This is a genomic window from Burkholderia sp. Bp9090 (genome assembly GCF_003857985.1).
GTDB lineage: Bacteria > Pseudomonadota > Gammaproteobacteria > Burkholderiales > Burkholderiaceae > Burkholderia.
On the sequence record NZ_QTPV01000062.1, the window covers coordinates 1 to 23,273 of the forward strand.

Sequence of the window (23,273 nt, forward strand, 5' to 3'; positions counted from 1 at the left end):
GTTGCTTGCTCATCAGACACCTCTTCATGGCGACCATTCTCGCCTAAATCAGTGTCCGGATTCATTAGACCACTACAATATCGGACGCTGCAGACGAGTATGGCCAGCTTACGGAACGGGAGGCGACCCTGGCTGCTCAGGTGGCTGAGATTCGGCACCGTATGAGCCGACTTTCTGACCTTCGTGCGACGGTCAATCAATTCGAACTGTCTCTTGAGAAACGACAGGAGCGTCTTGGTCTTTCGAGGTGGCTTCACTCGCATATCACGAATACTGTCGATGCGACCTGTCCGGTGTGCAGTCAATCACTCGATAGCCATGCTGAAAAAGTCGACACGCTCGTCGATGCACTGGTCGTCGTTGAGTCAGATGCGCGACGGGTTTCTCGAGCTCCCTCAGTGTACGACCGAGATTGGGTCAAGTTGGATGAGGATTTGCGGAAGCTAGTTGACGAGCTCGGCGCTGTCGCCGCGAAGAGGAAAGGCATCGAGGCCCGGAATCGGCATGCGAGACAGCAGAAGCTGTTGGCTACGCAGGCGGCCCGATTCATCGGAGCGCTCGAACAAGCACTCGTGGTCTACAAGGGTAAGGAAAACAACGCTACGCGCGAAGAGCTCGACCGGATTCTGGCCCGCATCGGAGTCTTGGAAGGAGAATTGGCGGGCCATTCCTACGAGGAACGACTCGCGAAAATTCAGTTGCGTCTCAAGCGGTCGATGGAAGGGCTTGCGCGTCGACTCGACGCAGAAGACGAGTCCGCGGAACTGTTTCTCGACATCAAGGAGTTGACGGTCAAAGTCAGCAATGAGAATGGTGGTTTTGACTATCTTTGGCAGCTCGGAAGTGGTGCAAATTGGCTAACTTACCATGTGTCGGCGCTCTTGGCACTCCACTGGCTGTTCGCTCGGGAAGAGCATTCACCTGTTCCAGGCTTGCTCGTCTTCGACCAACCGAGCCAGGTGTACTTCCCCCGACGTCTCTCGGATAACAGTATCGAAGAGGACTATCAGGTGCCGGACGAGGATTCGGACGCGGTAAAGCGATTTTTCGCTATTTTTGGGTTGGCTGCGTCTAAGTTCAGGGAGCACCTGCAGATCATTGTGCTCGACCACGCGGGGCACCAATTCTGGGAGGGGCGAGATGGTGTCCATTTTGTGCGCGAGTGGCGCTACGGCGAAAAGCTTGTACCGCTGACCTGGCTTGATGCCGAGGACCCCGATGTCGGGGCACGCCGAGATTGACGCGCTCGTCGCCGCGGAGGCAACGCCATGTGAGACCGAGAAGGCGATTGACGACTTTCTCGAAATCGGTGCTCTCCTTGATGGCGGGCTCCAGCAGCAGATGAAGCCCGATCATGCTGTCGGTCCCGACGCGCCGCACAACATGCGGAGCACCAGCAACAGCGTAGCTTCCTGGGGCGAGCCTTCGATGCGCACGCGGGTGTTGCCTACGCTGATGTCAATGGCGCCCGCTGGTCCGGCACTGACAACTGAGGCCGGGGTCGGCGGTTCCATCTCTTGCGCCGGTGCTTCCACCGTTACGGGCAGCAAATCCACCGGATCGTATTCGCCGGCACGCAACGCTCGACGCCATTTGAACACCAGGTTCGGATTCACCCCATGCTCCATCGCCAGGCGCGCCACCGATACCCCGGCTCACTGGCCAGCCTGGCGAGATGCCGTCGAAATTCGATCGGGTGAACCCCGTCTCCATAAGAGACCGACAGACGGATCGACGATCGAGTGGGATGTATTCGGCGGATAGTCCGGACAATTTGCTCGGGATTGTGTCGTTGGAACTCGATGTTCTCGTGGCGGTGCGATGCGTCCGTAGTGCCCCTTGCTTTTCGATCCACCTTACCATAAAGTAAGGAATAAGGGGGTATCGTTATGACTGCGGCAACTATCACTTCAAAGGGTCAGGTCACAATCCCGGTAGACGTGAGAAATCAACTTGGCTTGGAGGCCGGTGACCGGATCGAATTCAGCTTCAACGAGGCGACAGGCCGGTATGAGGTCTATCCGGCAACGCGCTCGCTCGTGGCGCTCAAGGGCGTTGTGAAGAAGCCTGCGAAACCGGTGTCGATTGATGACATGAATCGGGCCATCGCTGAGCAGGGGGCGTCGGCGCGATGATCGGACTGGATACAAACGTGCTGGTCCGCTACTTCGCGCAAGACGACGAGGTTCAGTCGAAGAAGGCGACGCTGCTGATGGAGTCCCTGTCGGCCGAGAGGCCGGGGTACGTTTCGCAGGTTGCATTGGTCGAGGTCGTGTGGGTACTCGGGCGCTGCTACGGCGTCGAACGAGAGCAGATAAAGGACATCATCGACTCGATGATTGGCACCAAAGAACTGATTATCGAAAGTGCTGACACGGTACGAAGGGCACTTCGAGTTTTCGCGGCATCCGCAAAGGCGGATTTCGCTGACTGCCTGATCGAGCGTTCTGGGCATGTAGCGGAGTGCGAGTACACGGCTACTTTCGATGTGATGGCCTCCAAGGTTGCAGGGATGCAGGTGATCAAGTAATCGTGGCGCCGGCCGATCCACTGAAAAAGGAAATGATATGTTCACAAGAGCCAAAGCGGAACTTAGGGAACTCCTGACGCTCGTGGTGGAAATCGAACGCTACGACGCGACGCTGGCGGCAAAGCGCGACATCATTCCGACCGAGGAGGCGCGACAAGAGCGACGTCGCAAAGAGATGCGAAAACTCGAACTGCTCGACAAGTACGAACTGGCCTAAGGAAACGGAAATGATGGAACAGCTTTACAGCATCGACGTCTCGACGGCCGGCGATACCGTGTGGGTGACGGGGCACGATGGATCATGTGTCGGGCGATTCAGCAAGCGTTTTGGCGTAGACGTACATCGGACCATAACCGAGCAGTTGGCCGGCGCGGACCAGTGCCTGCATTGCACACACGAGGCGGCTGGCACAGAGGAATGGCGTGCCTTCCGTGACGCAGTCCTGATGCGCCATGAGATTGACGTGCCGGTTGACACGATCCGGTTTTGAGCGAGGAAATGCTATGTACTTAGGATCACTCTCGATCCGTTGCCCGTATTGTGGCCGCCCTGCATTGTGCAATGCGAGCAAAGGCATGTGGTGTGGACACTGCAAGAATGGCACAGTGCGATAGGAGGGCGAGAGGTGATTTTCGCGTGCGCGAAACTAGGAAAAGACATGTCGAACGACCGTAGCCGACCGGGCCACGTGGCGGAAGCGCAGGCTCGCGGATTGGTTCGGGTGAAGTGCCCACGCGCGGCGTCGGCGTACGTCGTCGATGGTGCGATCGTTTATGACGAAGCCACTGGAACAATACTTGGCCATGCCTGCGCTGGGGATTGGGCCGTGGAAGCCGCGTGGCAAGACGCGGCTTCGAAGGGGCCGTGTGTCGAGTGAGGCAAGCCTACTGCCGATGCAGATGTGCGCTTATGGTGGTGTACATAGACTCGCTCACGCTGCTTTCCGTGTGGTCCGAGAGCGTAACGGTGTCGCGGTATGGCCCCGCCGGCATTTCTGGCTGCAAGAGGTTGGATTTCCGGAGTCAGTGCCCGCTGGGGGAAAGAGCAAGATTTGAATTATGAAAACACCAGGCAAACCTTGTGCATCGTGTCCGTGGCGTCGTGCCGCGGGGGCGGCAGATATTCCAAACTTCGATCTCGACCTAGCCGAAAAGCTGGCTGATACATGCCCTGATCACCGGGGCATGGGTCCGGATTTTGGAGCCAGTATGTTTGCGTGTCATCAATCCCGGCAAGGGGAGGAGTTCGCATGTACCGGATGGTTGGCTAAAGTCGGACACCGTCATCCCGCCGTGCGTCTTGCAGTGACTTCTGGTCGGCTTGATCCAGCGGCACTGGAGCCTGGTGTGGACTGGCCGGAACTGCATGATAGCTATCGGGAAGTGCTGGACAAGTTGCGGGAGACGTCGAATTTCGAAGACGAGGTCAAAGGAGATGGGGCGGTAGACAAAGCCGGGTGATCCGAGGTCAGCCGATACTCAGCATGGCTGCCTCGCGGGATCGCCTCACTCCCCGACATCTAGGTGCGGCTTCGATACTCCCGCTTTTTAGTGTCTATTTAGTGTCCGGGCGAGCTGACGTGAGTTTCGTTTTAAGGGGGCGGAACGGAAAGCCTTTCGGGCATTGGCTCGTAGCGCAGGTGCGATTCAAAGTTAAATGAATCGTGATATCTGGGGTGTTCCGTGGGGGGCGGTGGAATCTGAGGTTGACCCGTTTCCGTGAACGGTTGGGCAGTTAAATTTTAAGCAGGCAGAACTCCTCCGTTTGGCGTGGCGTTGTACGAAGGCGTCCGCAGCCGGGCGACGAACGGCTCGTCGACCTGAATCCTGCCTTTGTCAAAGCGGCGATCAGGTGCCGTAGATGTTCTCGCAGAGCGCGACACTCGCGCCCAGCTTCCGGGATAGATCGGCGGCCGCGTCCAACTGCGGCCGATCCAGCTCGCCCGACTCGTGCGCGACGCTGAGGCGAGACGCAGGACCGGAAAGCGTCAGCGCCGCCATGAACTTGTCGCCGGCGCCGAACACAGGCACCGCGAACGCTGCCGTGTGCACGTCGCGCGCACCCGCGGTGAAGAGGGGCAGTGCAGGCGGCGCGTCATAGATCGGCTCGCCGAGCCCCCAGAAACGGATCACCTGGCTGATGGCCGTGTCATCGAGCGGCAGTATCGTCCCCGCAAGCCGCGTTTCACGTAGACCTTCGGACGGCTCGGCCCGAAACAGGCAAAGCCGCTGCCCGTTGTCGTGCACGTAGTACGATGCGCTTTCTTTCGTCAGCGCGGCGAGCGCATGCAGCGCCGGTTCAACCACCGCGGACAGATGGAACGACTGCTCGTACAGCTTGCCCAGGTACAGCACGCGATGCCCAAGCGAATAGTTGCCGGACTGAGCGCGCACGACATAGCCCATTCGCTCCAGTGAGTTCATCAGGCGATAGACCGTCGTCTTATGCATGCCGGATGCCTGCGACAGCATCGCGAGCGACTGCGATTCGGCGCCGGGCTTGAAGCAGTCCAGCAGCGAAAGCGCCTTTTCCACGGCAACGACCCCTTCATTTCCCATTGCTCGTCTCCCATCGACATTTGCCAAGGCATTGTACAGGGTAAAACGAAGGTTTACCACGTAAAAGGGTAAACGCCAGTGTCACGGCGCGCGTCATCTGGCTATAGTGATTTCACCATGTACACCAGTGTTGTACAGAGTACAACGATCAACCTGAGGTCGAATCATGAGCAAGCCATCCGTCAGCACTTCCCCGATCAATCGCGACATCGAGCGCGTGTCGCCCGAGCTCGTTCAGGCCGCCGCGCGCTATCAAGCCGCGATCCTGGCCGACGTCGCCGGCCGCCGCGGCACGGTGCATGGCCGCGTGCGGCCGTTGTCGCCGAAGATGAAGGTCGCCGGCCCCGCGGTCACGGTCGAAGTCCGCGCGGGCGACAACCTCGCGATCCATGCGGCGCTCGCCGTCGCGAAGCCGGGCGACGTGATCGTGGTCGACGGCAAGGGCGACATCTCGTGCGCGCTGCTCGGCGAAATCATGGCGGCGCAGGCGAAGGCGAGCGGCATCGCCGGCATCATCATCGACGGCGCGGTGCGCGACGCGCACGAACTCGCCAACGGCGACTATCCGATCTTCTCGGCCGGCCTCAATCCGTGCGGCCCGACGAAAAGCATCGCGGGCCGCGTGAATGCGCCGATCTCGCTGGGCGGCACGACGGTCAATCCGGGCGACCTGGTGGTCGGGGACACCGACGGCGTCGTCGTCATTCCGCGTGCCGACGTCGCGCGCATCGTCGATCTCGCGCAGAAAAAGCTCGACTTCGAAACCGCGCGTATCGCGGCGATCCACAAGGGCGACCTTCGTCCGGGCTGGATCGAGAAGGAACTGCGCGCAGCCGGCATGCTGGCCGAAGGCGAGGCACTGTGATGCAGACCGCTTCGCACAAGCCCGTGGTCCTCGTGACCGCCGCCGACCTTGCACCGCAAGCGCTCGACATGCTTGCGCAGTTCGACGTCGTGTTCGCCGGCAAGCAACCGACCGAGGACGACATCGTCGCGCTCTGCACTCGGCACAAGCCGGTCGCGATCATCGTCCGGTACGGCAAGATCAACGCCCGCATCATGGACGCGGCCGAAAACCTGCAGGTGATTTCGAAGCACGGCAGCGGCATCGACGTGATCGATCAGGACGCTGCCGCCGCACGCGGCATCGCGGTGCGCGCCGCGGTCGGCGCGAATGCGGCCGCCGTAGCCGAGCACGCATGGGCGCTGCTGCTCGCGTGTGCGAAGTCGGTTCCGCAGCTCGATATCCGCATGCGCGAAGGTCATTGGGACAAGTCGACGCACAAGTCCGTCGAACTCGACGGGCGCACGCTGGGCCTCGTCGGACTCGGCGCGATCGGCCGGCGCGTGGCCGCGATCGGCGCGGCGTTCGGCATGAAGGTGCTCGCGTTCGATCCGTTCGCGAAGGAAGCGCCCGCCGGTGTGAAGCTGGTGCCGCTCGACACGCTGTACGCGGAGTCGGACGTCGTGTCGCTGCATTGCCCGTTGACGGCCGACAACCGCCGGATGCTCAACCGCGACACGCTCGCGCGTTTCAAGCGCGGCGCGATTCTCGTCAATACCGCACGCGGCGGCCTGATCGACGAAGCCTCGCTTGCCGACGCGCTGGCGAGCGGCCACTTGCACGCGGCCGGTCTCGACAGCTTCGACGTGGAACCGATGACGGCGCCGCACCCGTTCCAGCAGATCCCCAACGCGATTCTGTCACCGCATATCGGCGGCGTGAGCGATGCCGCGTACGTGAACATGGGGAAGGGCGCGGCCGCCAACATCCTCGCGGCGCTGGACGAACGCGCGCACAGCGCGGCTTGAACCCTGAACATCGAGGTACGCATGTTTTATCTGACGAGTCCCGACGTGCGCGAAGCCGAAGTGTTCACGCGCATGCCGGAGAAGTTTCGCAAGCCGGACGTCCGCACGGAATGGGCGCGCGCGAACCGCGGCGGAATGGTCACGGATTCCTTTCTCGAAGGGCCGGTCTGGGATCCGGACGGCTATCTGTTCGTCACCGACATTCCGCATGGGCGCATTTTCCGCATTTCGTCGTCGGGCGACTGGGAGCTCGTCGTCGAATACGACGGCGAGCCCAACGGGATGAAGCGCTTCGACGCATCGCACCTGATCATTACCGACTACCGGAACGGCCTGATGCTGCTCGATACCGCGCGCGGTGAAGTTCGCCCCTATCTCGAGCGCCGCAACACCGAGCGCTTCAAGGGCGTGAACGACCTGACGTTCGACTCGGCCGGCAACATCTATTTCACCGACCAGGGGCAGACCGGGCTGCACGATCCGACCGGCCGCGTGTATCGGCTGTCGCCCGACGGCAAGCTCGACATGCTGCTCGGCACCTGCCCGAGCCCGAACGGGCTCGTTCTGTCGCGCGACGAGAAAGTGCTGTTCGTCGCAATGACGCGCGGCAATTCCGTCTGGCGCATGCCGCTGCAGGCCGACGGGGCGGTCAGCAAGGTCAGCCAGTTCTTTACGTCATACGGCCCGAGCGGCCCCGACGGTCTCACCGTCGATCTCGAAGGGCGCCTGTTCGTCGCGAATCCGGGGCTCGGCCGCGTATGGGTGCTCAACCACTACGCGGAGCCCGTCGAGATCCTGACCGGACCGAAAGGGGCATCGCTCACCAGCGTGTGCTTCGGCGGCCCGGACATGAAGACGCTTTTCATCACCGAATCGACGTCCGGTTCCGTCCTGACAGCGGACATGGCCATTGCCGGCCCGCTGCCGAAACAGGCAGCGAGGAAGGACTGAGACCCACGAACCGGGAAGCCGCTCGCCGGCTTGCCGCCCGTATGCCGAAAGATCGCGCCGCCAGCCGCGCGACGAAGGAGACAAGCATGACCATTTCGCACGCGCTGCATGCCGGCGATGACGCACCGCGCGCCGACGCGCCATCCGCGGAGCGCCTGGCCGGCGACGATTACGCGGCCAGCGAGCGCACGCTCGCCAAGGCGTTCCGGCGCATTCTTCCGTTCATCTTCGTCTGCTACGTGATCAGTTATCTCGACAGGACCAACGTCGGTTTTGCCGCGCTCACGATGAACAAGGATCTCGGCCTCACGGCCGAGCAGTTCGGTGTCGGTGCCGGCCTGTTCTTCATCGGCTACTTCCTGTTCGAGATTCCGAGCAACCTGATCATGCAGAGGGTCGGGGCGCGCGTGTGGATCGCGAGAATCATGATCACGTGGGGCCTGTTCTCGATGGCGACAGCGTTCGTCGTCGGACCGAAGAGCTTCGCGGCTGCGCGCTTTCTGCTCGGGCTCGCCGAGGCGGGGTTTACACCCGGCATCTATCTGTATTTCACGCACTGGTTTCCCGGCAAGTGGCGCGCGAAGGTGACGGCCGCGTTCCTCGTCGGCATTCCCGTCGCGAACATGATCGGCTCGCCGATTTCCGGTGCGCTGCTCGAATTCGGCGGCCTGCATGGGCTGCGCAGCTGGCAGTGGCTGCTGCTGATCGAAGGCGTACCGGCGGTGCTGCTCGGCATCGCGTGCCTGTTCGTGCTGGCCGACCGTCCCGAGAAAGCCGCATGGCTCAGTGACGAAGAGAAGGCGTCGCTCGCGAAGCGCCTCGCGTTCGAACAGCGCGATATCGGCGCGAAGCACGGCAGCAAGCTGCGCGACGCGATGACGAACTGGCGCGTGTTCGTGCTCGCGTTCATCAACTTCTGCGGGATCGTCGGCTCGCTCGGCGTCGGCTTGTGGATGCCGCAGATCATCAAGCAGTTCGGCGTCGAACACGCGATGGTCGGCTGGCTGACCGCCATTCCGTATGCAATCGGCGCCGGCGTGATGCTCTGGTGGGCGCGTCTCGCCAATCGTGCGGCCAACCGCATTCCGTATGTTGCCGGTGCGCTTGCCGTCGCGGCCGTCGCGTTGTGTGCGAGCGCCTTCATTCATGCGCCGGTTTTCAAGCTGATCGCACTGTGCGTCACGGTGAGCGGGATCCTCGCGTTCCAGGCGACTTACTGGGCCATCCCGTCAGGATTCCTCACCGGACGCGCCGCCGCCGGCGGCCTAGCGCTGATCGTGTCGGTCGGCAATCTCGGCGGCTTCGTCGGGCCGTCGATGATCGGCGCGCTCAAGCAATTTTCCGGCGGCTTCACCGCGCCGCTCATCGCCGTGTCGGGTGTGCTGCTGCTCGGCGCGCTGACCATCGCATGGCTCGGCGATCCGGGCTCGGGCGCCGGCGAAGCGCGCGCAGCCCGCCAGCCGTGAATTTTCCTTCCTCGGATCAACCCACAAAAAACAGTTTGGAGACTCCATGTTGTTGAATCAGGCCAGCCAGAATGCCCGCCCGAAATCCCGCCTCGTGCTCGGCGCCGTCACCGTCGCGAGCGCGACCTTGGGGTGCGGTGCCGCGCATGCGCAAAGCAGCGTCACGCTGTACGGCATTGCCGACGTCGGCATCGAACACATCAACAATACGAGTACCGGCGGCGGGCAGACGCGCGAAGCGTCGGGCAATCTGTCCGGTTCGCGCTGGGGACTGAAGGGCGTCGAGGATCTCGGCGGCGGCATGAAGGCCATTTTCCAGCTGGAAAGCGGCTTCAACATCAATGACGGCACGACTGCGCAGTCGACGAAGGGCCTCGGCTCGAACGCCGCCACGACGTCGCGAATTTTCGGCCGGCAGGCGTGGGTCGGGCTGTCGTACCGAGGTCAGCAGCTGACCTTCGGCCGCCAGAACTCGCTCTTCTACGAACAGGCCGTGGCGTTCGACCCGATGGGCGCGTCGTCGCGATACTCGGTGCTGTCGCTCGACTACGCGGCGGCCGCGCGTATCGACAATTCAGCGAAGTACACCGGCGTGTTCGGTCCGCTGACGGCGCAGGCGATGTATAGCACCCGCTACGACACCGGGTACGGCGCCGAGGTGCCGGGCGCGCAACTCACCGGCCGCTTCTTCAGCGGGGCGCTGACTTTCGCGCAAGGACCGTTCGCCGCGAGCGTGTCGTACGAGCAGCGCAACAGCAACACCGTCGCGACCAACACGGGCACCGAGCGGCGCGCCACGGCCGCCGCGTCGTATGCGATCGGACCGGTGAAGGGGTTCGCCGGTTATCGCTATCTTCACGCGTCTAACGCGTTCCTGCCGGCAAACCCGATCCGTATCGCGAACGGCTCCGAAGCCAGCGCGGCGAACCTGTACTGGGCCGGCGCGCAATACGCGGTGTCGCCGGCGTTCGTGGTCACGGCAACGGCCTATTACCAGGACGTGCATTCGACGAGTGCGGACCCGTGGCTCGCCGTGCTCTGTGCGGACTATCTGCTGTCGAAGCGCACCGATATCTACGCGACGGCGGGTTTCGCGCGCAACAAGGGCGGCTCCGCGCTTGGCGTGAACGGCTATGGCACGGTCGCACCCGATCACAACCAGACGGGCGTGGTGATCGGCATGCGCCAGAAGTTCTAAGGCGAGTGCGATGCAGACCGTTCACGCACCCCATCTGCCCGTCAGGCCCGAGTGGCTCGCATTGCGCGACGAGCCGGTGCTCGAACCCGAGCTTGCGATCGTCGACGCCCATCACCACCTGTGGGACCGCCAGGCCGGGCGCTATCTCGCGGACGAGTTCGGCGCGGACGTGCGCAGCGGGCATCGGGTCGTGTCGACGGTCTACGTGCAGTGCCGCTCGATGTTGCGTGCAAGCGGGCCGGACGCGTTCAAGCCGGTTGGCGAAGTGGAATTCGCGAGCGGCGTCGCCGCGATGTTCGACAGCGGCGCATACGGTTCCGCGCGGTGCTGCGAGGCCATCGTCGGCGGCGCCGATCTGTCGCTCGGCGCGGAGCTCGATGCGGTGCTCGACACGATGCTGCAGGTGTCCGGCGGGCGATTGCGCGGGATCCGCAATCCGCTCGCGTGGCATGCGAGTCCCGACGTGCGATCGAGCCCGGTGACGCCGCCGCGCGACCGGATTTCGGATCCGGCTTTCCGGCAGGGCGTGGCGGCGCTCGGCCGCTACGGGCTGTCGCTCGATGCGTGGGTCTATCACACGCAGCTCGACGACCTGTACGAACTCGCGCGCGCATGCGAGGGCGTCACCATCGTCATCGACCATTTCGGCGGTCCGCTCGGCGTGGGCCCGCATGCCGGTCGACGCGCGGAAGTGCATGCGCAATGGAAACGGCAACTCGCGCGTCTCGCCGCGCTGCCGAACACGCGCATGAAGCTCGGCGGCGCGGGCATGACCGTATTCGGTTTCGACTTCGCCGCGCGCGACCTGCCGCCGTCGTCGCAGGAACTGGCGGCGGCGTGGCAGCCGTATTTCGACACCTGCGTCGAATGCTTTGGCGTCGATCGCTGCATGTTCGAAAGCAATTTCCCCGTCGACAAGGGGATGTTCAGCTATCGCGTGCTGTGGAACGCCTTCAAACGACTCGCGTCCGCGATGTCGGCCGACGAAAAGGCCGCGCTGTTCAGCCGGACGGCCGCATCGACGTACCGCGTCGCGATTCCCGGAGACAACCCATGAAGACGAGTGCAACCGTGGCGACGCAGGACCTGGAGTCCGCAGCCGCGAAAAAAGGGTCCACGCGGATGACCGGTATCGAGTGGCGTTCGCTGTCGCTCGCAGGGCTCGGCTGGACGTTCGAGAGCTACGACTCGTTCCTGCTTTCGCTGCTGCTGCCGACGCTCGCGCTGCAGTTCGGGCTGAGCAAGGCGCAGCTCGGCATTTTCACAAGCGTCACGGCGGCCGGACAGATCATCGGCGGCATTCTGTTCGGCTTCGTGTCGGACCGGATCGGGCGCGTGCGCACCGCGCTGCTCTGCGTCGGCATCTACTCGCTGTTCTCCGGCCTGATCGCATTTGCGCCCGACGCGCACGGGTTTGCCGCGTTGCGCTTTTGCGGCGCGCTCGGCATGGGCGGGACCTGGACCGCCGGCGCGGCGCTCATCGCGGAAACCTGGCACCCGAGCCGGCGCGGCAAGGGCGGCGCGCTGATGCAGATGGGCTTGCCGATCGGCGCGATTCTCGCGATCGCGATCTCGGGCATCGTCAGTGCCGCGCATGGCGGATTGGGCGGCGACAGCTGGCGTCTGCTGTTCCTGATCGGTGCATCGCCGTTCTTCATTCTGTTCTGGGTCGCGCGCAAGACGCCGGAATCGCCGATCTGGCTCGAACGCCGGCACGCGAAGTCGCAAGCCCGCAAGCCCGGCACGGCAGGGCACGAGAAGCTGAACGTGCGCGGCCTGCTCACCGCCTTCTGCTTCATCTTCTTTCTGCAGTACCTGTACTGGGGCGTATTCACGTGGACGCCGACGTTCCTCGTCACGGTGAAGCACCTCGACTTCGTGCATAGCCTGAAGTTCGTGCTCGCACTGCAGTTCGGCGCGATCACCGGGTTTCTGCTGTTCTCCGCATGGGTCGACCGGATCGGCCGGCGGCCGATGTTCCTGGCGTACCTGCTGGTCGGGGCGATGGCCGTCGGCGTGTACATCGTGTCGGCGAATCCGATGCTGCTGATGAGCGCTATCTTTCTGACCGGCTTCAGCGTGAACGGCATCTTCGCGGGTGCCGGCCCGTTCCTCGCCGAGATCATCGGCAACACGGCATCGCGCGGGTTCTTCATGGGCCTCGCGTACAACGGCGGCCGGCTCGGCGGCTTCATCGCGCCGTTGGTCATCGGTGCGCTGGCGTCGACGTCGGGCGGCTTCGTGCTCGGACTCGCGACGACGATCGTCGCGTTCATCGCCGCGGCCGTGGTCGTGCTGTTCGCGCCCGAAACGCGCGGGAAGGCGCTGTCATGAACGTGGCGACGCAAGCGGGGTGGGTGTGCAGGCTGTTTCCCGCGCTGTCGGAGGCATCGCTGCGGCGCTATCTGAGCGGGCAGGTCGCGTCGGTGCTCGGCAGCTGGACGCAGAACGTCACGCTGAATCTGCTGATCTATCACCTGTCCGGCTCGGCGGCGATCCTCGCGCTGCTCAACTTCCTGCTGTACGGGCCGCAGCTGATCGTCGCGCCGGTGGCAGGCTCCCGCATCGGCTCGGCCAATGCGCGCCGCGTGACGCTCTGCGTGCTGACGACGTCGCTGCTGCTGACCAGCAGCCTCTTCACGCTGTCGCTGCTCGGCCTGCTCGGCGTGAAGCTGATCCTCGCGCATGCGCTGGCGATCGGCGTGTCGAGCGCGGTGGAAACGCCGGCGCGGCAGGTGCTGCTGCTGACGAGCCTGCAGGATGCGACGCACACGTCCAACGCGGTCGCGATGAACACGATGGTCTACAACGTCGGGCGCATGGTCGGCCCGACCATCGCCGGATTCGTCTATCCGACGCTCGGGCCCAGGACGTCGTTTGCGATCTATGCGCTCGCGCTCTGCTTCATGGCGACGTGCGTGCGGTCGATCCGGACTGCGTCGGTGGAGCGACCGTCGCGCGCGGAGAGCGGCCTGCGCGACGCGGTCGGCTATGTGCTGTCCGATGCGTTCTCGGCCCGCTATCTGCCGATTCTCGCGTGCATCGGCCTGTTCGCCGGCAGCTACCAGACGCTCGTGCCGCTGCTCGCGGACCACGGCTTTCACGACGCGGCGCGCTTTACCGGCGTGTTCTTCGCGTGCGCCGGCGCCGGCTCGTTGAGCGCGGCGGTGCTGCTGTCGTCGGCGTTCGGGCCGCGCGCATCGCGCCGCTTCATCGCGTATGCGCCGTGGACGGCAGTCGGCGCGCTGGCCGTGCTGGCCGCGACGACCGATGCGGCGGGATCGATCCCCGCGTTCTATGCACTCGGCTTCAGCCTCACGTTCGCGGCCACGTCGACGAACGCGACCATTCAGCGCCAGTGCCCCGAACACGTGCGCGGCGGGCTCGTCGGGATGTACGGCATGGCCTACAACGGCACGATGCCGTTCGGTTACCTGCTCGTCGGCAGCGCATCCGAGGCGCTCGGCGTGCGACACACCTTCGCCGCCATGGCCGCCGTGCTCGCGTGCGGCGTCATTGCAGTCACCGCGTGGCAACGGTTCACAAGTTCGCGCTCAGGCGCACAATAAACGGAGACAACATGCAAACGGGTTTCATGGAAGCGTCCGCGATCGAGCGCCGGACCATACGAAAGGTCGTTTGGCGACTCATTCCCTTTTTGATGATCTGCTACCTGCTGGCCTTCATCGACCGGGGCAACGTTGGGATGGCGTCGCTGCAGATGAACGAGGATCTCGGGATGTCCGCGAAGGTCTTCGGCTTCGGCAGCAGCCTGTTCTTCATTTCATACTTCTTTTGCGAAGTGCCGAGCAACCTCGCGCTGCAGAAATACGGCGCGCGGATCTGGATCGCCCGGATCATGATCACGTGGGGCATCGTGTCGGCGGCGACCGCGCTCGTGCACAACGCGACGACGTTCTACGTGCTGCGCTTCCTGCTGGGCGCGGCCGAGGCCGGCTTCTTCCCCGGCGTGCTGCTTTATTTGTCGTACTGGATTCCCGCGCAGTATCGCGGGCGCATCGTCGCGACGTTCATGGTCGCGATTCCGGCCGCGAGCTTCATCGGCTCGCCGCTCTCCGCGCTGCTGTTGCAGATGGACGGCTTCTGGGGCCTGCGCGGATGGCACTGGCTGTTCATTCTCGAAGGCGTTCCGACCGTGCTGCTCGGCATTGCGTGCCTGTTCATGCTGACGAATAAGCCGGAAAACGCGAAGTGGCTCGATGACGATGAGCGTGCGTGGCTCACGAGCGCGCTTGCCGCCGGCCACAAGACCCACAAGAAGGTGCCGTCGTTGCCGCTCACGCAACTGTTCCGCAATCGCTACGTGCTGTGCCTCGCGCTCGTCGACACGTGTGCGTCCGCGGCAGGCAGCACGCTGTCCGTGTGGCAGCCGCAGTTGCTGAAGTCGTTCGGCTTGACCGTCATGGAGACCGGCCTGCTGAATTCGGTGCCGTACGCGGTGGCCTCCGTCCTGATGGTCTACTGGGGCCGGCGCTCGGACCGCGTCGGCGAACGGCGCTGGCACACGGTCGTGCCGATGCTGCTGATCGGCGTGGGCCTGTTCGCGACGTCGCTCAGCGGATCGCTGCTGCCGACGATCTGCATGCTCTGCGCGGTGCTCGTGGGCGCGTATTCGTTCAAGGGCCCGTTCTGGGCGCTCGCGACCGACATGCTGTCCAACAGCACCGTGGCGGCCGGGCTCGCGACGGTCAATGCGATCGCGAACCTGCTCGGCGGCGGGCTGATGGTGAACGTGTATGGGTGGGTGAAGGCGGCGACGGGCAGCTATGCGCTCGCATTGATGCCGCTCGCGATCCTCACGCTCGTGAGCGTCGCGACGCTGCTGCTGCTCACGCGCAATCATGCGTCCGGCAAGCTGGTCGGCAAGGCGGGGACCATCTGATCATGGCGCGGATGGCAAGACGCGGGTTCCTCCGGATCGCCGGTGCGACGCTGGCTTCGGCTGCATTGCCGAGGCCGGCCGCTGCCGACGAAACCTGGTCGAGCGGCATCGCGCGCCCGGCGTTCCGGCTGCCCGAAGGGGCGATCGATTGTCACATGCACGTCTACGACGACCGGTTCCCGGTCGCGCCAGGCACGACGCTGCAACCGCCGAATGCGACCGTCGCGCAATACCGGAGCGTGCAGACGCGCGTCGGTGTGAAGCGCAACGTGGTCGTGACGCCGTCGACGTACGGGACGGACAACCGCTGCACGCTGATGGCGCTCGCGCAGTTCGGCGACGCCGCGCGCGGCGTGGCCGTCGTCGACAGCACCGTGAGCGACGACGAACTTCGGGCGCTCGATCGAGGCGGCATCCGTGCGATCCGGTTCAACCTGAGCTATCCGGGCGCGACGACGCTCGACATGCTGGCGCCGCTCGCGGCGCGTATCGCGAACCTCGGATGGCATATCGAGCTGGTGGTGCAGGGCGCGCGGCTGCCGGAGCTGGAGCGTCATCTTGCGGTGCTGCCTTGTCCGCTCGTCATCGACCATATCGCGCATGTGCCGCAGCCCGGCGGGCTGTCGTCGGCCGCGTTTCGTAGCGCGCAACGCCTGGTTGAAAAGGGCAATACGTGGATCACGTTGTCGGGCCCGTACGTCGACAGCAAGACGGGGGCGCCTGCCTACGACGACGTCGCACCGGTCGCGAAGGCGCTGATCGACATGGCGCCGGAGCGCATGCTGTGGGGCACCGACTGGCCGCACCCGACGCAGAAGACGGACAAGCCGGATGACGCAAGCATGCTGGATGTGATCGCCGGCTGGATCGGGCGTCCGGACTGGCAGCGGCTGATATTCGTTGCCAACCCCGCGAAGGTGTATGGGTTTGCGTAGCGCAGGCAGGATGTCGCGAAAGCGTCGGGGCAGTGTTGTCGGGTATCCGGGGCCGACTGCATCCGTCGACTCTCGGCCATTATGAGCCGTTCGACCGCATCGCCGAAATCGCCGACAATCCGTGCCAAGAAACTCCTATAGTGAAAATCTCGCACCCCATGTACTCCATCACTCTCGGACCGCTCACGCTCGATTTCGACGCCGCCCTGATCACGGTGCCGAACAATGCCGACTATGACTGGATGAACGAGGAATGGGGCGATATACGGCAGGAAATTGTGATCCTCCAAGGTGAAACTTCGGCCAAAGTCATTGGGGTGACGGGTCGGTTTGCCGAGAAAGGCCCACATGCGGTCGAGATCATTTCGCCGCACATCTTCATTGAAAGCGAAGTCGTTGACCACCTTTTGACGAAACCCGATACGTCTGGCCTTAGCGAGACCAAAGTGCGAGGCGCTGTGCGCACCGTGCGCCACTCATGGGGAAAACTGATCTCGCTGAACTGGAAGGAGTTAGGCTACGCACCGGGTGGTACGGAATATTGCATTCTCCCGACGGGTGGTCCTGCGATCTCGATGGGTTTCCTTCGTCTGGATTGGAACGGCCTTCGCATTCGCCCTACATCGTGAAGCACCGTGGGCACGGCGACTCCCAACTGGGCTCTGATGTTCTTGGTGTATGTCCGCTTCCGGTAACGTCGAGCGTCTCTTGTGGGTCGGATAGCGCCCGCCGGAAAAGGCGCACACTCAATCTCCCTTCGCTTGAAAGGAGATTGTCATGGAATCCGAGAATGTCGTCGTTCATCACCGTGTGCCATGGAACAAGGGTAAGCTCACCGGGCAGAAGCCGCCGTTAAAGCTCCGAGAAATCTGGGCGATTCGGACGCGACTTCAAATGGCGTCGAACCGTCGTGAGCTCGCGATGTTTAGTCTCGCAATTGATAGCAAGCTTCGAGCGTGCGATCTTACGCGGTTGCTTGTCCAAGATGTCCGCCACGGAAGCCACGTGGCGTCCAGAGCGACAATCATGCGGCAGAAGACCCAGCGGCCGCTGCAATTCGAGATCACGGAACAGACCCGTGAGAGCCTCGAAGCTTGGATCGAAGCGCGAGGACTGAAGGCGGCGGATTTTCTGTTCCCGAGCAGGTCGCACACGTCACCGCATCTATCGACGCGGCAATATGCCCGGCTGGTACATCGTTGGGTTGCATCGATTGGCCTTGACGATACTGCATACGGAACCCATACGATGCGCCGCACAAAAGCTTCGCTGATCTACCGGCGGACGAAGAACCTTCGGGCGGTGCAGTTGCTGCTCGGACACACGAAGCTGGAAAGCACGGTACGCTATCTCGGCATCGAGGTCGACGATGCCCTTGAGATGGCGGAGCAGACGGAGGTTTGATGGCATCGCGGCCGGCGAGCGGTCGCTTGCCGGCCATTAAGCGACATCCATCAGATCGTTTGTACGGACGGTCAAGAGGCGGTTCATGAACAAGAAGCCGCCGTTCAATGCCTCATCATCAAATCTGCTCAGTATCCGTGTTATGGAGTTGAAGGCCTCTGCGAGTTCCGACCGGGTCGCGGGTAATGTCGAGGGCGCAAATAACGCCCGCGGTCGCCGTTGTGATCGTCGCCAACAGCGCGAGCACTTCCCAGCCAGCTCTGATTGCGACCATACCTGCCACGGCCGTACCAATCGCGCCTGCGCCGTAGTAGGAAGTCAGATAAGCCGAGTTCAATGCGCCTGCGCGCGTTGGTTGGATAGCAACGACGCTGGCCTGATTGGCGACTTGTGCGGCGAAACAACCGGCATCGAATACGGCCAGCGCGGCCGCAGTCGCGGCTGGGTGGCCGAGTGCGAAAGTCAGTGCACACGCGGAAAACGCCGCGAGAGTGAGGCCGCAAACTACCACGGCGCGGCTGCCGAACCGGTCGGCCAAACGTCCCGCGACACGCGTCACGACGAGACCTAGGAGTCCAGCGAGGCTGTAAAGTCCGATGGTCGCCGCATCTAGGTTATACGGCGGCGCGGCGAGGCGCACCGCAAGGCCGACCCAGATCAAATTGAAAGCAAAAAACCACAACATCCCGGCGTAGATGCGCAAACGTAACGGTCGCGATGCCCGTATCAAGGGCGGCATGGAACGCAACGTTGAAAAGTATCCGATGCGCCCGAGTGGACGTTCCGCAGGCAGTAACGGAATAACGCAAAGGGCTGAAACGGTCACGAAGGCGGCGAACGCCAACAGTGCGCCTCGCCATCCATACCTCTGCGCCAGCACCCCACCCACGAATCGACTCAGCAGTATCCCCGCGGATATGCCAGCAGAGATCGTCCCCATGCGCCGTGCTCGACTTTGTGGATCGGCGCATTTGCCAACCACGGCACTGCTTTGCGCAGCAACCGTCGTGGTGGCGCCGACGAGAACGAAGCAAGCAATGAGCGCGTTCGGGCATGGCGCCCAGGCCGCAAGCACCAAGGCACATGCAAGCGCGAACATCTGCGCCGGAATCAAGGTGCGCGGACTCAGCTTGTCCACTAGCGGAACCAGCAGTACCAGGCCGAGCAGATAGCCGATCATTGCGCCGGACGCCACAGCCGTAATCGGTGCGACGGGCACCCCAAAATCGGCGGCGATGAAAGACAGCGCCGGTTGTATGGCGTAGTTGTTCGCGATGGCACCGCCAGCCGCGATCGAAAGCACCGCTACCGCGCGGCCCGACAGCCGCGCGTTCTGCTCAGCCCCGGCCTTCACTTGTCGGCCCTGACGGCAATGGCCTCGACCTCTGCGAGGATCGCGTCATCAACGAACGGCAGCGCATGCACGAGCGAAAAAGCCGGCCGAATGTCGCCATAGACCTCGCCGTGCGCGCGTGCAGCGTCTTCCCAGTGTTCGAAGTCCGCGACGACCAAACGGCTCTGGACCACATCCTGCAACTGAAAACCATTGTCGATGAGCACTTTCTCGACAGTGGCAAGTGCATCCCGGGTCTGCGTGTAGACATCCGGACCTTTGCCGGCCGTACCTGAAATGTAGATCGCATCGTTCACGATCACTGCCCGTGAGTAACCGACTTTGGGCTCCCACGAGGAGCCTGTGCTGATAAGTTGACGCATGGGGACCGTCCTTTGAGGGCGTGGTTTACGAACAACTACTTGGGTAGTAGTTAAGTGTGATCGTATACTACTGAAGTAGTTAGTCAACTACCTTCAAACAGAAACGAGTCACGCATGACGGCAGACACCGAATTGATCGCGTCCATGACGCGGCTGGGATTCACCCAGTACGAAGCGCAGGCATACGCGGCCCTGGTGGGTCAGGCCGCGCTGACAGGAGCGGAAGTGAGCCGCAGAGCATCGATGCCCCCTTCGAAGGTATATGAGACGCTGGCCCGTCTCGAAGCGAGGGGCGCCGTGCTCGTTAACCGATCCGAACCTGTGCGTTACGCGGCGGTTCCCCACACGTCGCTGTTGGCCGAGCTCCGCTCACGCTTCAATGCCGACCTTGAATCCGCGGCTTCCGCACTGGATCGCCTGCCCGTTCAACAGGAACCCGGGTTGGTCTGGTCGCTTAGCGGCGCGGAGCCGATCGTCCAGGCTTTTGCACGCGTGATTTCGAACGCGCAAACATGTTTGTTCGCCGGTATCTGGGACGAGGAGCTTGACGAATTGGGTCCGCTGCTTGAAGCGGCCAGCAGGCGGGGGATCGACACCCATGTCGCCATCTATGGCAATAAGACGGTGAATGGCCCTCACACATATGACATGGCCGAATGCGGGGCCAGCGCGAGACTGCGTCTTTCTGGCCGTCGCCTTGCAGTGGTGGTGGCAGACGAGGACGATGCGGTGGTGGCCGAGTTCGGCGACGAAACTCCCGACCAGGCCACAGTAACCACGAATCCGGTCATCGCACTGCTGGCCGTCGAGTACATCAAGGCCGACGTCAGCGGTCGCCTGATGATCAATGCGATGTCTTCAGCGGCATACAAAAAGTTGCTGACGACACCGGCCATGCGGGCAATGCTCCGGCCTGTTGCAACCAAGGCCGAAAAAAGTGCCGGGAGCGATTGAGGGTTGCGCCCCGTGCGAACACGCAAACGACCGTTGTACTTCGGCGGCGGTCCTTGCGGGTGCACAGAGGTGATTGGCCGGAGTGGGTCGATCTGCGCCGGTCGTGCGTCACAGGGCGGCGGCCGGACGCGTTCGGCCACGAAGAGTCGCTCGGCCGATCGAGACGTACGCCTCAAATTCGACGCGTTTCGGTCATTCATTGAGTTCGTCGTTGGGCTTGTTCGCGAGCCACGTAAAGAAAAAACCGAGTGGAAACGCCAATCGCCAGGCTCACGCCACGCAATGGGCACGAGGCGATGCGTTTCGCCGTCCTCCTCGATGGCGGGCACCGTGCCGCGCGCAAATCTCCGTAGCCGCGGCGGCGGGTATGAGTTCAACGGGCAGATCGTCCGATCGATACGCCGACGGTACAGCCGTGGATCCTTATCGTTTGCGAAAACCGCCGTTTCGCCAGCGATATCGAAAGGCGGTGGAATCCTCCGCCATCGCGAAAGCCGGACAATGTTATCGATTCTGTGCCTCGGCGGGCGGGCGGGTGCCGTCAGCGCACGTCGAACTTATCCATTCGGGTTCCGTTCATCGTCCATTGTCCGTCGCGCGCGAAACGCCGCCACGCAAAATGCAATCGACGAAATACTCGGCAGGTCGCGTCAGTTGCAAGCCCGATGGCGTCAGCAGAAATAGGCGCAATGGCGGCGGCGTTTCGGCCAACGGCAACTTCACGAACGTCCGGCCTAGCTCGGTTCCTTCAAGCGAATGCTGGGTCCATGCGAACACCGAGTCCGTGTTCGCGGTCAGGCCGTAGAAAAGCGCATACGAGGTACAGCGTGTAATGCAGTCCGGCGGCATTATGTTGACGCGCCGAAACATGGCGCGAATGTAATCGGGTTGATTTTCGGTCACATCGGTGTGGATCCATTCGGCTTCGCGCAACGTCTCCAACGAATCGGCTCCCGCATATTTGCTCTTTGCCCGGGTAACAAAAACCGTGTCGAACGCGAACAGTTCCTTCGCATCGCCTGACGCGGGAAGCGGCGCGGCGAAAGCGCTAAACGCGAGGTCGACCGTGCGGTTTTGCAGTTGTTCGCTAAGTTGATTGAAACCCAGCTCGCGAAACTCCACCGCGACTTTAGGCCAGCGCTTGCGGAACTCAACGAATGCCGCCGTCAGCCCGGTGGTGCCCGTAATCGGCGTCACTCCGATCACGAGGTTGCCGTCGCGACGTCCCTTTAAATGCGCCATGTCTTCTTCGGCTCGTTCGATCTCGCGCACCACGGTCTGTGCCCGGTTCAGCAGCGCGGCGCCTTCCGCCGTCGGCACGACGCCCCACTGGTTGCGTTCGAGTAATTGCACGCCGAACTCACTTTCCAGTTCCCGGATCGCCTTGGTGATGGCGGGCTGACTGACGTGCAACGAGACGGACGCGCCCTTGATGCTCCCAGTGGCGGAAACGGCAACCATTGCCCGCAGATGGTGAATTTTCATAATGTGGTGCGTCTTTCAACGTGGTTATACGGATCACAATTTGTGCGTTTTTCTTTCCGGCCGGAATCTCTACGCTCTCTCCCGACGGTTAATGACAGTGAGTCAGGGAGTTCATCAATGATGCAGGAATATACCGGGCTATTCGCGGATCTTCGTGAGTCGGAAGAACAATTTATCTCCGTCCGACGCGACATCCATGCGCACCCCGAACTCGGATTCGCGGAAACGCGGACCGCCAACCTCGTCGCGCGCCAGCTGCGCGACTGGGGCTACGAAGTGACGACCGGAATCGGCGGCACTGGCCTGGTCGGCCAGATCCGCCGCGGGTCGTCCGAACGAAAGATCGGCCTGCGCGCCGACATGGACGCATTGCCGATTCAGGAAGAGACCGGCTTGCCGTATGCGAGCACGGTCGAACGCACGATGCACGCGTGCGGCCACGACGGACACACGGCCATCCTGCTGGCCGCCGCGCACCACCTCGCGACGCGCGCCACATTCGAAGGCACGCTGAACGTGATTTTCCAGCCGGCCGAGGAAGGCCTCGGGGGCGCCCTACGCATGATCGAAGACGGTCTGTTCACACGCTTTCCTTGCGACATGGTCTTCGCGCTGCATAACGCGCCCGGCCTGCCGGTCGGCCATTTTGCGTTGCGCCACGGCTGCATGATGGCCTCGTCCGACACGGTGACGATCACCGTCACCGGAAAGGGCTCGCACGGCGCGGCGCCGCATCGCGGCTGCGATCCGATCGTCGCCGCGTCGGGCATCGTGCTCGCGCTGCAATCGATCGTCTCGCGCAACATCGATCCGACCCGAGCGGCCGTGGTGACCGTCGGCGCCTTCAATGCCGGCTCGGCAGGCAACGTGATCCCGCAGACGGCCACGCTGAAAATGTCGGTTCGCGCGCTCGACAGCGATACCCGCACGACGCTCGAACAGCGTATTCGCGAGATTGCCCGGCTGCAGGCGCAGGCCTATGGGGCAAGCGCCGAGATCGATTACAAGATGATCTCTCGCGCGCTCGTCAACGACCGGCAAGCCGCCGACCTCGCCATTGAGACGATCGAAGCGCTGGCCGGCAAGGAATCGCTGACGATGATGCCCGATACCGTGATGGGCAGCGAGGACTTCTCGTGGATGACCGAGCATCTTCCTGGCTGCTATGTGCTGCTTGGTAACGGTGTTGGCTCGACCGGAGGATGCATGGTCCACAACCCGTCGTATGACTTCAACGACGACGCGCTGATCTGGGGCGCCGCGTATTTCGTCGCGCTCGTTGAGCGCTATCTGCACGCGGCCTGAACGAAGCCCATTCAGACCAAACCACCTGCCGGCCGACGCAACACCCACAACATCT

The 23,273-nt window shown here is 62.9% G+C and carries 24 protein-coding genes and 1 pseudogene; 20 read left to right on the plus strand and 5 right to left on the minus strand.

The features are described 5' to 3' along the window. Positions 1–161 precede the first annotated feature (161 nt). The gene (locus tag DIE16_RS33775) at positions 162–1,241 is read left to right on the plus strand and encodes a DUF3732 domain-containing protein (RefSeq protein WP_124894247.1); all 1,080 of its coding nucleotides are present in this window, start codon (positions 162–164) and stop codon (positions 1,239–1,241) included. Between the two features lie 111 nt (positions 1,242–1,352). On the opposite strand, the pseudogene tnpA reads toward DIE16_RS33775, so the two are convergent. Then, positions 1,353–1,753 (minus strand): annotated as a pseudogene (tnpA, locus tag DIE16_RS33780) (IS66-like element accessory protein TnpA). A 136-nt stretch (positions 1,754–1,889) separates the two neighbouring features. Between tnpA and DIE16_RS33785 the strand changes: the two are divergent. From DIE16_RS33785 to DIE16_RS37595, 5 genes are all read left to right on the plus strand, one after another. Continuing rightward, positions 1,890–2,135 (plus strand): AbrB/MazE/SpoVT family DNA-binding domain-containing protein, encoded by a 246-nt coding sequence (locus tag DIE16_RS33785; RefSeq protein WP_124646725.1) that lies wholly within the window; start codon positions 1,890–1,892, stop codon positions 2,133–2,135. Continuing rightward, entirely contained in the window at positions 2,132–2,530 is a 399-nt protein-coding gene (locus DIE16_RS33790) for a PIN domain-containing protein (RefSeq protein ID WP_124646724.1), read from the plus strand. Before DIE16_RS33785 ends, DIE16_RS33790 begins: the two co-directional genes overlap by 4 nt. A 37-nt stretch (positions 2,531–2,567) precedes the next feature. Next, positions 2,568–2,747, plus strand: a complete 180-nt coding sequence (locus DIE16_RS33795; RefSeq protein WP_124646723.1) for a hypothetical protein — start codon at positions 2,568–2,570, stop codon at positions 2,745–2,747. A gap of 10 nt (positions 2,748–2,757) precedes the next feature. Further along, on the plus strand, positions 2,758–3,021 hold the full coding sequence (locus DIE16_RS33800) for a hypothetical protein (protein ID WP_260426329.1): 264 nt from the start codon (positions 2,758–2,760) through the stop codon (positions 3,019–3,021). Between the two features lie 568 nt (positions 3,022–3,589). Further along, positions 3,590–3,991, plus strand: a complete 402-nt coding sequence (locus tag DIE16_RS37595) for a DUF6283 family protein (RefSeq protein ID WP_124646722.1) — start codon at positions 3,590–3,592, stop codon at positions 3,989–3,991. A 387-nt stretch (positions 3,992–4,378) separates the two neighbouring features. On the opposite strand, the gene DIE16_RS33810 is transcribed toward DIE16_RS37595, so the two are convergent. Further along, on the minus strand, positions 4,379–5,089 hold the full coding sequence (locus DIE16_RS33810) for an IclR family transcriptional regulator (RefSeq protein WP_124571974.1): 711 nt from the start codon (positions 5,087–5,089) through the stop codon (positions 4,379–4,381). A gap of 166 nt (positions 5,090–5,255) precedes the next feature. On the opposite strand from DIE16_RS33810, the gene DIE16_RS33815 reads away from it, so the two are divergent. The 12 genes from DIE16_RS33815 to DIE16_RS33870 all read left to right on the plus strand — a co-directional run bounded on the left by DIE16_RS33815 (position 5,256) and on the right by DIE16_RS33870 (position 17,758). After that, complete coding sequence (locus DIE16_RS33815; RefSeq protein ID WP_124571975.1) at positions 5,256–5,954, plus strand: RraA family protein; 699 nt, start codon at positions 5,256–5,258, stop codon at positions 5,952–5,954. Next, a complete protein-coding gene (locus DIE16_RS33820; RefSeq protein WP_124646721.1) occupies positions 5,954–6,901 on the plus strand; it encodes a hydroxyacid dehydrogenase in 948 nt (315 codons plus the stop codon). Before DIE16_RS33815 ends, DIE16_RS33820 begins: the two co-directional genes overlap by 1 nt. Positions 6,902–6,922: 21 nt before the next feature. Continuing rightward, positions 6,923–7,852, plus strand: coding sequence for an SMP-30/gluconolactonase/LRE family protein (locus DIE16_RS33825; RefSeq protein ID WP_124646720.1), 930 nt, complete (start codon positions 6,923–6,925; stop codon positions 7,850–7,852). Between the two features lie 86 nt (positions 7,853–7,938). Continuing rightward, positions 7,939–9,318, plus strand: a complete 1,380-nt coding sequence (locus tag DIE16_RS33830; protein ID WP_124646719.1) for an MFS transporter — start codon at positions 7,939–7,941, stop codon at positions 9,316–9,318. A 46-nt stretch (positions 9,319–9,364) separates the two neighbouring features. Then, positions 9,365–10,516: a porin gene (locus DIE16_RS33835; protein ID WP_059482873.1), complete on the plus strand. Its 1,152-nt coding sequence runs from the start codon at positions 9,365–9,367 to the stop codon at positions 10,514–10,516. A gap of 10 nt (positions 10,517–10,526) precedes the next feature. Continuing rightward, positions 10,527–11,573 (plus strand): amidohydrolase, encoded by a 1,047-nt coding sequence (locus DIE16_RS33840; RefSeq protein WP_124646718.1) that lies wholly within the window; start codon positions 10,527–10,529, stop codon positions 11,571–11,573. After that, a complete protein-coding gene (locus DIE16_RS33845; protein WP_124646717.1) occupies positions 11,570–12,850 on the plus strand; it encodes an MFS transporter in 1,281 nt (426 codons plus the stop codon). The genes DIE16_RS33840 and DIE16_RS33845 overlap by 4 nt, the downstream gene beginning before the upstream one ends. Then, positions 12,847–14,085: an MFS transporter gene (locus DIE16_RS33850; RefSeq protein ID WP_124894248.1), complete on the plus strand. Its 1,239-nt coding sequence runs from the start codon at positions 12,847–12,849 to the stop codon at positions 14,083–14,085. Before DIE16_RS33845 ends, DIE16_RS33850 begins: the two co-directional genes overlap by 4 nt. Before the next feature lie 11 nt (positions 14,086–14,096). Then, positions 14,097–15,419: an MFS transporter gene (locus tag DIE16_RS33855; RefSeq protein ID WP_124571982.1), complete on the plus strand. Its 1,323-nt coding sequence runs from the start codon at positions 14,097–14,099 to the stop codon at positions 15,417–15,419. 2 nt (positions 15,420–15,421) lie between these two features. Further along, complete coding sequence (locus DIE16_RS33860; protein ID WP_124646716.1) at positions 15,422–16,354, plus strand: amidohydrolase; 933 nt, start codon at positions 15,422–15,424, stop codon at positions 16,352–16,354. A 158-nt stretch (positions 16,355–16,512) separates the two neighbouring features. Beyond that, complete coding sequence (locus tag DIE16_RS33865) at positions 16,513–16,983, plus strand: hypothetical protein (RefSeq protein ID WP_124646715.1); 471 nt, start codon at positions 16,513–16,515, stop codon at positions 16,981–16,983. A gap of 148 nt (positions 16,984–17,131) precedes the next feature. Further along, complete coding sequence (locus DIE16_RS33870) at positions 17,132–17,758, plus strand: tyrosine-type recombinase/integrase (RefSeq protein ID WP_124646714.1); 627 nt, start codon at positions 17,132–17,134, stop codon at positions 17,756–17,758. A gap of 118 nt (positions 17,759–17,876) precedes the next feature. Here the strand turns inward: DIE16_RS33870 and DIE16_RS33875 are convergent, their stop codons facing one another. Continuing rightward, positions 17,877–19,112 (minus strand): MFS transporter, encoded by a 1,236-nt coding sequence (locus DIE16_RS33875; RefSeq protein ID WP_124646713.1) that lies wholly within the window; start codon positions 19,110–19,112, stop codon positions 17,877–17,879. Continuing rightward, a complete protein-coding gene (locus DIE16_RS33880) occupies positions 19,109–19,474 on the minus strand; it encodes a RidA family protein (RefSeq protein ID WP_124646712.1) in 366 nt (121 codons plus the stop codon). The genes DIE16_RS33875 and DIE16_RS33880 overlap by 4 nt, the downstream gene beginning before the upstream one ends. A 114-nt stretch (positions 19,475–19,588) precedes the next feature. Between DIE16_RS33880 and DIE16_RS33885 the strand changes: the two genes are divergently transcribed. Beyond that, complete coding sequence (locus tag DIE16_RS33885) at positions 19,589–20,428, plus strand: TrmB family transcriptional regulator (RefSeq protein WP_124571986.1); 840 nt, start codon at positions 19,589–19,591, stop codon at positions 20,426–20,428. Between the two features lie 576 nt (positions 20,429–21,004). Here the strand turns inward: DIE16_RS33885 and DIE16_RS33890 are convergent. Continuing rightward, entirely contained in the window at positions 21,005–21,913 is a 909-nt protein-coding gene (locus DIE16_RS33890; RefSeq protein WP_124646711.1) for a LysR family transcriptional regulator, read from the minus strand. A 117-nt stretch (positions 21,914–22,030) separates the two neighbouring features. Here DIE16_RS33890 and DIE16_RS33895 point away from each other — a divergent pair, with 117 nt between their 5' ends. Then, complete coding sequence (locus tag DIE16_RS33895; RefSeq protein ID WP_260428126.1) at positions 22,031–23,218, plus strand: M20 aminoacylase family protein; 1,188 nt, start codon at positions 22,031–22,033, stop codon at positions 23,216–23,218. Positions 23,219–23,273: the final 55 nt, after the last annotated feature.